An 11,121-nucleotide genomic window follows, 5' to 3' on the forward strand; every position below is an offset into this window, starting at 1 on the left:
AATCCCTATTTTCTTCACGAGCAACCCAGGCGCTTGCGCTTTTTGTGTAAAATTTATTATAATAACAGGACATGTCTTATGACTGACAGGATAAAGGGGTTTTTTGATGAAACAAAATCAATTTGAACGATTTAATTTGAAAAGCTACATTCTAGATGCGGTTCGTACTTTAGGGTTCGATAAGCCGACGGAAATTCAAGAGCGCGTGCTTCCGTCGCTTTTAAAGGGAAGTAGCTTAATTGGACAGTCGCAGACAGGTACAGGAAAGACACATTCCTATTTGCTGCCGATCATGAACAGGCTTGATGCTGGTAAAAATGAGGTTCAAGCGATTATTTCCGCACCAACCCGTGAGTTAGCGAACCAAATCTACAAAGAAGCTTTGAAAATTGCTGACCATTTCCCTGAGGATGAGCAGATTCAAGTCCGTTGTTATATCGGTGGTACTGATAAACAGCGAATGATCGATAAATTGAAGACACAGCCGCAATTGGTAATTGGTACGCCGGGCCGGATCAAGGACTTGGTTGAAGCCCAGGCATTACAGGTGTATACAGCAAAAATGCTTGTGGTCGATGAAGCGGATCTTATGCTAGACATGGGATTCATAGAAGATGTCGATTTATTTGCATCACGTATGGCTGAAAAAATTCAAATGCTTGTCTTTTCGGCAACCATCCCAGAAAAATTGAAGCCGTTTTTGAATAAATATATGGAGAATCCAAAGTATGTACAGGTGAATCCCAAACAGGCGACCGCTTCGAAAATCGAACATGTTCTCGTACCGCTTCGCCACCGGAACAAAGAGCAGTTACTTCATGACATCATCGTTCGTTATAATCCATATTTGGCGATCATTTTCACGAACACAAAGAAAATGGCGGACCATGTGGCTAATTCCTTGATCGAAAAAGGGTTGAATGTCGGCCGTATTCATGGGGATTTAACGCCTCGTGAGCGTAAAAAAATGATGAAGCAAATCAATGATTTGGAGTATCAATTCATCGTTGCGACTGATCTGGCTTCCCGTGGAATCGATATTGAAGGTGTAAGTCATATCATTAACTATGAATTGCCTTCAGATTTGGATTTTTATATCCATAGGACGGGAAGGACGGCTCGTGCAGGATATTCAGGCATTGCCACTACCATTTACGATACTTCCGATGAAGATGCATTGAACCGCCTTGAAAAAATGGGCATCGAGTTCCGTGATGCCGATATCCAAAACGGTGATTGGGTTGATATCGACGAGCGTAATAAACGGAAAAACCGTAAAAAACAAAAATCTGATATCGATGTTAAAGCGAGCAGGCACATTAAGAAGCCAGCTAAAGTCAAGCCAGGATACAAGAAGAAAATTCAACGAGATGTGGAAAACTTTAAAAAACGCGAACGTCGTATACAGAGAAAGAAATAGGGGAGAAATCAGATGCTGAAGATTGGATCGCATGTTTCAATGAGCGGGAAAGGTATGCTTCTTGCTGCGAGTCAGGAAGCGGCTTCGTATGGCTCCAACACATTCATGATCTATACAGGGGCCCCTCAAAACACAAGACGTAAAAAAATCGAGGATTTAAATATCGAAGCCGGAAGATTGCATATGGAGGAAAATGGAATCAGTGATATCGTCGTCCATGCTCCGTATATCATTAATATAGGAAATACCACGAATCCAGCCACATACGAACTTGGAGTCAACTTCTTACGCAGCGAAATCGATCGGACCGAAGCGATTGGCGCAAGGCAGATCGTACTTCATCCAGGTGCGCATGTTGGTGCTGGAAGTGAACTGGGAATCAAGAGAATCATCGAAGGTTTGAATGAAGTGCTGACTGCCGACGATAAAGTTCAGATTGCCCTTGAAACGATGGCGGGTAAGGGTTCCGAATGTGGCAGGTCTTTCGAAGAGCTGGCGATGATCATTGATGGTGTGACCCATAATGAAAAATTATCGGTTTGCTTCGATACTTGCCATACTCACGATGCCGGATATAATATCATCGAGGATTTCGATGGAGTACTGAATGAATTTGATAAAGTGGTCGGTGTTGACCGCATCAAGGTACTTCACATAAACGACAGCAAAAACGAACGCGGCACGCGTAAGGACCGCCATGAAAACATTGGTTTCGGTCATATTGGTTTTAAGGCTTTGAATGATATTGTCCACCATCCGCAATTAAGCTCTGTTCCTAAAATCCTGGAAACACCTTATGTAGGGGAAGACAAAAAAGACAAAAAGGCCCCATATAAATTCGAAATTGATATGTTCAAGAATAAACAATTTGAAGAAGATTTATTGGAAAAGATCAGATTCCAATAATCACAAATAGAAAGGGACGATTCATCGATATGAAGATGAATCGTCCTTTCATTTTGCATTTGGATTAAGTATGCCCAAATAAAGACTGTCGTCAGCAGGCTTGGAATCTTTAAAAATTGGATGTAAGGTTGTTGAAGAGGGATTCTATTTCCCTGGCCGTGCTTGCTCCGGCAACTTTTGTAATTTGACCAAGTACGTTCTGTCTTTGACGAATATCAAAAATGTTAATATTTTTACCGGCTAGAAGTGCAGTAATATCCTGTGCTTGTTTTTGAGTGAGTGCAACCTTATGCTGTTTAGCAAGGGAAAGCAATTCATCTGGGCGTATACTGTTGATTTTATGATTGACCATCATTTCAAATAATTTCAAACGATCTCCTCCTTTGTTAAAACATATGAAGGAAGTGGACGTATGTGAACTTGAAACTTTGTTTGATTATGAAATTGGTTCAGATAACATTTTTTTGTGATTCAAGGCATATCGGCACTTGTTCGGAGGACCGGATTCTTTACATCTGGACTTCTTTGATTTATACTAACGATTGTTAATCGTAATGATTCTTAAAAAATAGGTGATCTCTTTGGATAATGTAGTAAACCCCATAGTTAAATTTGAAGATATATCTTACAAATATACAAAAGATCTGGTGCTGGAACATGTTTCGCTTGAAATTCCCAGAGGGGCATTCCTAGCTATCGTCGGGCCTAATGGATCCGGTAAATCAACGCTTTTGAAGTTGCTGCTTGGTCTGTTCAAGCTCCAAAAGGGGAAAATTGAAATATTCGGTGAAGACATTCGGCGCTTTAAAGATTGGCAAAAGGTCGGGTTCGTTTCCCAAAAGGCGAATTCCTTCAACTCTGGATTCCCTGCCACTGTATTTGAGGTGGTTCAGAGCGGATTGACCAAAAAAATAGGCTTATTTAAGTTCGCTGGCAAAGGGGATAAGCAAAAGGTGAAGAAGGCTCTGGAATCAGTGGACATGCTGGAATATCAAAACCGCAATATCGGGGAATTGTCCGGAGGCCAGCAGCAGAGGGTATTCATTGCCCGTTCACTGGTCAGCGAGCCGGAATTGATGATATTGGATGAGCCCACTGTTGGCGTTGATTCAAAAAACGTCCACCAATTTTATGAAATGCTTGAGATGTTGAATAAAAAATTAGGAATAACCCTGATTTTAGTAACCCATGATGTTGGTACTGTGACCGATAAAGTCACACATGTTGCCTGCTTGAATAAAAAGCTTCATTTTCATGGGGATGCCTGTGAATATAATGAGTTGGATGAAGGTGAACTCTCGTCCATTTATGGACATGGAGTCCAATTTTTAAATCATGATCATTAATATGTTTTGGAGGATAGCCCAATGATATCGGGGATATTGCAATTTGAATTTTTGCAGAACGCATTCTTGACCGGAATCATCATCGGAGCGATTGCGCCATTAGTGGGCGTTTTTGTCGTGGTAAGGCGGATGTCGATGATTTCCGATGCGCTCAGTCATGTAGCGCTTGCTGGTATAGCGTTCAGTTTATTGCTGCAGAAGAGCTTTCTATCTTTAGCAGGATTGAATCCACTTTATATTGGAATGGCGTTTTCTGTAGGTGGTTCATTATTCATTGAAAAATTAAGAGGGGTGTACAAGCATTACCAAGAGCTTGCAATCCCGATCATTATGTCCGGCGGCATGGGTCTTAGTGTCATCTTCATATCCATTGCTGATGGTTTCAATACCGATTTATATGGTTATTTATTCGGCAGTGTCAGTGCCGTCAGCCGGGCGGACTTGTACGTCATTTTGGCAGTGGGGCTAGTCGTAGCCTTGATGCTCACTTTATTGTATAAAGAATTATTCCTGTTATCATTTGATGAAGAGCATGCCAAAGCGTCTGGAATCCCTTATAAAGCGATTCATTTTATTTTTATTGTCATGGTCGCATTGGTTATTGCCGCTTCCATGAAAATCATTGGCATATTACTTGTTTCTTCGCTCATGACGCTCCCGGTAGCAGCCAGTCTCCGCTTTGCTAAGGGCTTTAAGCAGATGATTGGTTATTCGGTATTATTCGGTGAAGTTTCCGTCATAGGCGGATTATTCTTATCATACAACCTTGACCTCGCTCCCGGCGGGACCATTGTAATAATAGCTGTACTAATTCTCATCTTGTCAATTTTGTTTGATAAGTGGAAAAATCGATAGATGGGGTGATGTATTTTGAACGTAACTACTGCCATGCAACTTTTAAAAGATAAAGGTTTTAAGCATACAGGAAAGAGGGAAGAAATGCTTCAGCTTTTCTCTTCCAGCGATAAATATTTAACGGCCAAAGATGTATTGGAGAATATGAAACAGGATTATCCAGGTTTAAGCTTCGATACGATTTACAGAAATCTTTCATTATTTGTCGAACTGGGCATCTTTGAAGCGACCGAGTTGGAAGGGGAAAAGCGTTTTCGTTTTACATGCGGTCATTCTTCCCACCATCACCACTTCATCTGTTTGAACTGTGGAAAAACGAAAGAAATTGAATTGTGCCCGATGCAGGAACTTCAGGAAAGCTTGAAGGACTACGATGTTTCGGGGCATAAATTTGAAATTTACGGACGCTGTCCTGCATGTAGCGTATCTTTGGAAGCATAAAAACCATTGACCTCAAGTCAATGGTTTTTTCTTGTCTCATTTTATAGTTGCCGGTTCCCCTGACATCCATTGATTCACCCAGGCAGAGGCTTCTTGCCAATTGTTGACCCGAATCACCCTTTCAGGCACGGGATCTTGGTTGTAAGGGGTATTAAATAAAATCACGGGTATTTTACACTCTTCTGAAATCGCCACTGCATTATCGTGCTTGTCCTCCAAAAAGAGATCGACTTCGAATTTTTTGGCTGCAGCAATCTTATCATGTGAACCTACAAGCTCTATATGATCATATAGGACTTGATTACTCGTGAACCAATTCTTCGTTACATCCAATAAACGGGAGCTCCTGGCACTGATGAAATAAAGGTTGGCTTGTTCTGTCCATTTTTCCAATACATCTTTCGCACCCTCAGCCAATAATGATTCGGAATAGATGAGCGGCTCGGTCTCGATGAACCATTTAGTGAAATCTTCTTTTGGAACATTCACGAAAGGCAATAAGTCATATTCCGTTATGTCTTCATAAGCTAAATTCAGTTGAAATGCTTTATTTAAAAAGGGAACCATGGAATCAGGTCTTGTGACAGTCCCGTCTATATCGATGCCAAAACGTTTTTTCATGATGAATCTCTCCTCATTTTCAATACTTGTAATAGTGTAACATATCCCATCATAGCTTTGGTAAAAACCCGTATTTATTTCCAAGACATGAAACCATTTTCACGATGGGTTCCTGCGATTTTTACATACACTATAAATGCTTCACAAACGAAAGTGAGGGATGCACGAATGGAAAAAGATCAATACTCCAGTATTGACGATGAAATGCAATTGGCAAAAGAGGGCAGTGAACCATCCGTTGTGGATGATCAGCATCATGAGCGGTATTATAATGAAGATACACCTGAAGATGACAGACGATATGAGAGCCGTGGGACCATAACCAATTTGGATAACCGGTATCAGGAAGAAACGTCTGCCGAGATTTCAACACCGCCTCAGCGAATCAGGTCATATAAAAATGATGAGCCTGCAGAGGATAATGGTTTAGGGGGAGTGGCATCAAGAGGAAAAGCGATTGGTGTCATAGCATTGATCATCTCCATTTTATCGTTATTCATGATGCCTTTCCTTTTAGGGATTGTGGGTATCATTGTAGGAATAGTGGCCAGAAGCCGGGGATCGAACCTGGGTACTTGGGCCATCGGCATAGGTGCTGTCTCCATCATCGTTGGCATATTTATCGCGCCGTTCTTTTAGCATCATTAAACCCTTTGATGTCATTTACATCAAAGGGTTTTTCAAATGATAAAAAACAAAAAATCCCGATAATGAAAATTCGGGATTCTTTGTTTTATTTATTTAGTAAAGCTGCAGCAGCAGCTTCGGCTCTTTGTTTTTCATAGTACTCTTCAGCGATTTTGTCAATTTCCTTTTTCAGTTCCTCGACCATCGTCTCTTCAGGCACTTTACGTACGATTTGTCCTTTTCTAAACAGTAAACCTTCACCGCGGGCGCCGGCTATGCCGATATCAGCCTCACGGGCTTCTCCAGGGCCATTTACCGCACAACCAAGCACTGATACCTTGATTGGTGCTTTAACCGTCTGGATGTACTCTTCAACTTCATTGGCGATGGAAATCAAATCAATCTCGATTCGACCGCAAGTTGGGCAGGAAATTAAAGTGGCCATGTTGGAAGCTAGGCCGAATACTTTTAGAAGCTCCCTTGCCACCTTCACCTCTTCGACGGGATCGGCACTTAAGGAAACACGAATCGTGCTTCCGATACCCTGACTTAGGATGGCACCTAGTCCGGCAGCGCTTTTTACGGTTCCGGAGAACAGTGTACCTGATTCCGTGATTCCAAGATGTAAAGGATAATCGAATGCTTTTGAAGCTTTTTCATATGCCTCGATTGCTAAATTAACATCGGAAGCTTTCATCGAAACGATAATATCATGAAAATCCAGATCTTCTAGGATCTTGATATGGTGTAAAGCACTTTCCACCATTCCATCAGCAGTCGGGTAGCCATATTTCTCGAGGATTTTCTTCTCTAGAGAACCAGCATTGACGCCGATGCGGATTGGTATTCCTTTAGCCTTCGCAGCTTTCACGACTGCTTCCACCTTTTCACGGCGTCCGATATTACCAGGGTTTATCCTGATTTTATCCGCTCCACCTTCGATTGCCTTCAGAGCAAGCTTGTAATCGAAATGAATATCGACTACAAGAGGGATGTTAATCCGTTTTTTTATCTCAGAGATTGCGTCAGCTGCCCTTTCATCCGGACAGGCGACGCGTACGATTTGACATCCCGCTTCTTCAAGACGAAGGATTTCTGCTACCGTTGCTTCAACATCATGTGTTTTGGTCGTTGTCATGCTTTGTACGATAACTTCATTATTGCCGCCAATCGTTAAGTTTCCGACTTTAATTGGCCGCGTTTTGGTGCGATGTATGATTTCACTCAAGTGGAATTCTCTCCTTTAGGAAAAAATCAGTTTTGATTTTTAATTTGTTTCTCTGAAATATTGTATCAATGTACATACCGCTTGACAAGGAAATAGGACGCATAATCTTTTTTCAATAAGTGACATTTCCTATTTCAGGATATATTTGGTGCTTGGAAATCCCCTTTAGTGTGTTTGTGAAGGCACAAATCCCCATTTGAAAGTTATTTATAAACGGGAATTTTATAAGTTTTGCCAATCTGCATATTTTCGGGCTTCAATCCTTCATTCAAACTTTGAAAGTCAGAGATGATCGTTTCGATTGGGTGATTGGATTCGCCTTTTCCCTTTTCAACGATGGAGAGTAAGGTATCCCCAGGTTGCATGGTGATTTCTTTATAAGCGGCAGATGGTGCGGATGCAGGCTGGCTGGCCGGCACGGCCGGTTCGCCAGTAGGGGCAGGTGGATGGGAAGCCGGCAGGGTACCCGTAGTCAAATCAAAATAAATAATAAATAAAGTGAAACAGAATGAGATAAAAAGCAGTAGCCGTTTCAATTTTCCATCCTCCCAAGCTTGTCTTTAATTCATCTATACTTGGAGGGGGCAAAAAATATGCCTGAAAATGGGCGATTTTTCAAATGGAATGTGAGAGTGGCCATTCAAATTGTCTATTTCAGTTGAGTAACATCCTTATTATTTGAATGATTGCTGAGAAAGGAGCGAATTTCCTTTTGGGTCAGACCACTCTTTTTTGCCTCCAATATGAGTAACAACCACTGTACATCAATATGACTCTCCTTCACGTCTATCACCTCTTAAATACTATTTCAATCATAAGTATAGTAATAACTTGGTGAGTATTTTGTCGAATTAAGTAGATATAAAAAATGATGACTGTAGTCATATGAGGGAAAGGCAAGGATTGCCCTGTTTTGTGCAAAAGCAAAAAGATCCGGACCGAGGTGGGTCCGGATCTTATTTAACTTCAATTTCCCATCTTATTGGCTGATGTTTCTTTAATGGATAAATATAACATCATTAATGTAACAAACCAGCTAATGATGGAAGCGAATGGTACAATTGCTTGAAAAGCATCCATGATGGTGAAGAATATGGTGGCAAGAGTTATGCTGTATGCACTAATTCTCCAAAGATGCCTGTAGGAAAGTGGACGGCCAAGAGCATTTTTGAAAAAAAGACCAAAAGCAGCAATGATTGTCACTTTAATGAAGATTCCGCTAGCAGTAAACAGGTATAATATGAGTAGAAGCAATGGAATGATGATCGGCAGCACAGATTCAACTGAATCAAGCCAAGTGGAAATTTCCTGATTATCTCCCTCCAGAACTGAATAAGGAGAGGATTGCACATTGCCTCCTGATACGAAAACCAGATCAGACTTCAAAAGTGCGACAGCCTCATCAGCTTCTGCAGCTACCTTTTCCGGGGTCAAGGCTCCCGTGCCATCCACAAAAATTTGATATCCGTTTTTATTCAGGCTAAATGGCTCATCTTCTTCAGTCGTCAACGTGCCATTTTTGATTTCAAATGCCGGTAAGTCTTCGGATACTGTTTCGTGCATGGCATCTATCCCGTCAACTATCATTGTACCGAAATAATAAGCTGAAGGGAGAAAGGCGATGAGACTTATAAAGAAAACGTATAAAATCGTTTTCCCGATACCTTGGTTTTGAAAGGAAGCGATATCTTTAGGGGAAAATATGCTAACCCAAAGTTGTTTGAATATGTTCAATGTTTTCAGCACCTATCTTTATAAGATTCCTAACCAATTTTAACTATATGGGAAAAATAAAACAACCTGTATTCAGCTTCATTGGTTTCAAACAACAGTAATGAGGTAATTATGGAGAGATAAATCAAATTATAAATTAAATGAGAAAGGGGCTTTTGAGATATGGACACACTATTTTGGATAATAATCACCCTCATGTTCATAATGGGATTTGTCGGTCTGATTTTTCCAATCATCCCAAGTGTTTTGTTCATTTTTGGCGGAATATTGTTATATGGACTTTTTTATTCTTTTGAACCTTTTGGCTGGTTTTTCTGGACGGTCCAAATTTTATTCGTCATCCTTTTATTCGCAGCCGATTATATTGCCAACATGGTCGGGGTCAAAAAGTATGGCGGCACGAAAGCGGGGATATGGGGCAGTACGATTGGGCTCCTGGTCGGGCCATTCGTGATTCCATTCGTCGGAATTCTGATAGGTCCATTCATCGGGGCATTCCTGGCAGAGATCCTGGTACATAAACAAGACCCTGTCACTGCTTCCAAAATCGGCCTAGGTTCCGTTGTAGGCTTTATAAGCAGCGTAATCACAAAAGGCATCATTCAGCTTCTGATGATAGGATATTTTATATTCGTGGTATTCTCATAGGAAAAATAATCGAAAAATGAAAAATTGAGGCATATGGTTTGAAACGGTTACAAAAATTTGATACTCTATTGCTAGCGAGCTTTAGGTATCTTTCGAGAACTGAAGCCCTCAAAAAAACAGCTTACATAGGGAGGAATTTTATTATGGCTTTTGAACTTCCACAATTACCGTATGCATATGATGCATTAGAACCACACATCGACAAAGAAACAATGAACATTCACCACACTAAACATCACAACACATATGTGACAAACCTGAACAATGCGCTTGAAGGCAACCAAGAACTTCTAAGCAAAAGCGTAGAAGAAATCGTCGCTAACCTTGACGCAGTACCTGAAGCTGTTCGTACAGCTGTACGCAACAATGGTGGCGGACACGCTAACCACACTTTATTCTGGGAAATCCTTTCACCTAACGGCGGCGGACAACCAACTGGTGAATTAGCGGATGCCATCACTTCAAAATTCGGAAGCTTTGACAGCTTTAAAGAAGAGTTCGCTAAAGCGGCTACTACTCGTTTTGGATCTGGCTGGGCTTGGCTTGCAGTCAACAATGGCGAGTTGGAAGTAACAAGTACACCTAACCAGGACAATCCATTATCAGAAGGTAAAACACCGCTACTTGGATTGGACGTTTGGGAGCATGCTTACTACTTAAACTACCAAAACCGCCGTCCTGAATACATCAATTCTTTCTGGAATGTTGTAAACTGGGATGAAGTTGCAAAACGTTACAGCGCTGCAAAATAATTTTAATCAACTAACAAAAGACGGGAATTCCCTTTTCAGGGAAACCCGTCTTTTTTTGTTTCTTTTATCCGAACGGGAATATGAAAGAAAAACAAATAAAGGGAACTCGTATTGCTTGTTTCGATGAAAGAAATTCACGGAGTAAAAGCTGCGAATTTAAGAGAAACGCACAAATTCACGAGTAATATCATCAAATTCACGAGTAAAAGCTCAAAACTCACGAGTAAATGCCCAAAACTCACGAGTAAAAGCCCGAAATTCACGAGTAAAAGCCCGAAATTCACGAATAACACTCCAATTCCAGAGTAAAAGCCCGAAATTCACGAATAAAAGCATCGATTGACGAGTAAACACCCCAATTCATGAGTGAAAACTCGAAATACACGAGTAAAAGTCCGAATTCACGAGTGAACACCCCAAATTCATGAACATCCCCTTCGTCTCCCAGTCGAAGAGTTTTCTTTATACTGTTCTTAATTTTAAAAGGAAGGACTTTAAGGAAAACAGTATAAGGGCAACTGCTTCTCTGTCATCGCCATCCTG

The 11,121-nt window shown here is 41.0% G+C and carries 14 protein-coding genes; 8 read left to right on the forward strand and 6 right to left on the reverse strand.

The genetic code is table 11. The features are described from left to right. Positions 1–106 precede the first annotated feature (106 nt). Together ADA55_RS00870 and ADA55_RS00875 are read left to right on the forward strand one after the other, a co-directional pair. The gene (locus ADA55_RS00870; RefSeq protein ID WP_048677986.1) at positions 107–1,420 is read left to right on the forward strand and encodes a DEAD/DEAH box helicase; all 1,314 of its coding nucleotides are present in this window, start codon (positions 107–109) and stop codon (positions 1,418–1,420) included. A gap of 12 nt (positions 1,421–1,432) precedes the next feature. Further along, complete coding sequence (locus tag ADA55_RS00875; protein ID WP_034308459.1) at positions 1,433–2,326, forward strand: deoxyribonuclease IV; 894 nt, start codon at positions 1,433–1,435, stop codon at positions 2,324–2,326. 109 nt (positions 2,327–2,435) lie between these two features. Here ADA55_RS00875 and ADA55_RS00880 read toward each other — a convergent pair whose 3' ends face one another. Further along, positions 2,436–2,696: a DUF2624 family protein gene (locus ADA55_RS00880; RefSeq protein WP_048677987.1), complete on the reverse strand. Its 261-nt coding sequence runs from the start codon at positions 2,694–2,696 to the stop codon at positions 2,436–2,438. A 211-nt stretch (positions 2,697–2,907) separates the two neighbouring features. Here ADA55_RS00880 and ADA55_RS00885 point away from each other — a divergent pair, with 211 nt between their 5' ends. From ADA55_RS00885 to ADA55_RS00895, 3 genes are read left to right on the forward strand one after another with little or no spacing between them, the layout of a single operon-like run. Continuing rightward, entirely contained in the window at positions 2,908–3,672 is a 765-nt protein-coding gene (locus ADA55_RS00885; protein WP_048677988.1) for a metal ABC transporter ATP-binding protein, read from the forward strand. 21 nt (positions 3,673–3,693) lie between these two features. Beyond that, a complete protein-coding gene (locus tag ADA55_RS00890; RefSeq protein WP_034308452.1) occupies positions 3,694–4,527 on the forward strand; it encodes a metal ABC transporter permease in 834 nt (277 codons plus the stop codon). Positions 4,528–4,542: 15 nt separating this feature from the next. After that, positions 4,543–4,968 carry a Fur family transcriptional regulator gene (locus ADA55_RS00895; RefSeq protein ID WP_034308449.1) on the forward strand — a complete coding sequence of 142 codons (426 nt, stop codon included), beginning with the start codon at positions 4,543–4,545 and terminating at the stop codon, positions 4,966–4,968. Between the two features lie 36 nt (positions 4,969–5,004). Here the strand turns inward: ADA55_RS00895 and ADA55_RS00900 are convergent, their stop codons facing one another. Further along, a complete protein-coding gene (locus ADA55_RS00900; RefSeq protein ID WP_034308447.1) occupies positions 5,005–5,589 on the reverse strand; it encodes a 5' nucleotidase, NT5C type in 585 nt (194 codons plus the stop codon). Between the two features lie 168 nt (positions 5,590–5,757). Between ADA55_RS00900 and ADA55_RS00905 the strand changes: the two genes are divergently transcribed. After that, positions 5,758–6,228 (forward strand): hypothetical protein, encoded by a 471-nt coding sequence (locus ADA55_RS00905; RefSeq protein WP_063594173.1) that lies wholly within the window; start codon positions 5,758–5,760, stop codon positions 6,226–6,228. A gap of 94 nt (positions 6,229–6,322) precedes the next feature. Here ADA55_RS00905 and ispG read toward each other — a convergent pair whose 3' ends face one another. The 4 genes from ispG to ADA55_RS00920 all read right to left on the reverse strand — a co-directional run bounded on the left by ispG (position 6,323) and on the right by ADA55_RS00920 (position 9,178). After that, positions 6,323–7,444, reverse strand: a complete 1,122-nt coding sequence (gene ispG / locus ADA55_RS00910; protein ID WP_034308444.1) for a flavodoxin-dependent (E)-4-hydroxy-3-methylbut-2-enyl-diphosphate synthase — start codon at positions 7,442–7,444, stop codon at positions 6,323–6,325. A 203-nt stretch (positions 7,445–7,647) separates the two neighbouring features. Continuing rightward, a complete protein-coding gene (locus tag ADA55_RS00915) occupies positions 7,648–7,980 on the reverse strand; it encodes a hypothetical protein (protein ID WP_048677989.1) in 333 nt (110 codons plus the stop codon). A 113-nt stretch (positions 7,981–8,093) separates the two neighbouring features. Then, positions 8,094–8,237 carry an anti-repressor SinI family protein gene (locus ADA55_RS31265; protein ID WP_082162761.1) on the reverse strand — a complete coding sequence of 48 codons (144 nt, stop codon included), beginning with the start codon at positions 8,235–8,237 and terminating at the stop codon, positions 8,094–8,096. Between the two features lie 173 nt (positions 8,238–8,410). Continuing rightward, positions 8,411–9,178, reverse strand: coding sequence for a DUF1189 domain-containing protein (locus ADA55_RS00920; protein ID WP_048677990.1), 768 nt, complete (start codon positions 9,176–9,178; stop codon positions 8,411–8,413). Positions 9,179–9,340: 162 nt separating this feature from the next. Here ADA55_RS00920 and ADA55_RS00925 point away from each other — a divergent pair, with 162 nt between their 5' ends. Both ADA55_RS00925 and sodA read left to right on the forward strand, forming a co-directional pair. Then, entirely contained in the window at positions 9,341–9,826 is a 486-nt protein-coding gene (locus tag ADA55_RS00925) for a DUF456 domain-containing protein (protein ID WP_048677991.1), read from the forward strand. 143 nt (positions 9,827–9,969) lie between these two features. Then, a complete protein-coding gene (sodA, locus tag ADA55_RS00930) occupies positions 9,970–10,578 on the forward strand; it encodes a superoxide dismutase SodA (RefSeq protein ID WP_034308436.1) in 609 nt (202 codons plus the stop codon). Positions 10,579–11,121: the final 543 nt, after the last annotated feature.

Source organism: Bacillus sp. 220_BSPC (assembly GCF_001054655.1).
Classification (GTDB): Bacteria; Bacillota; Bacilli; order Bacillales; family DSM-1321; genus Peribacillus; species Peribacillus frigoritolerans.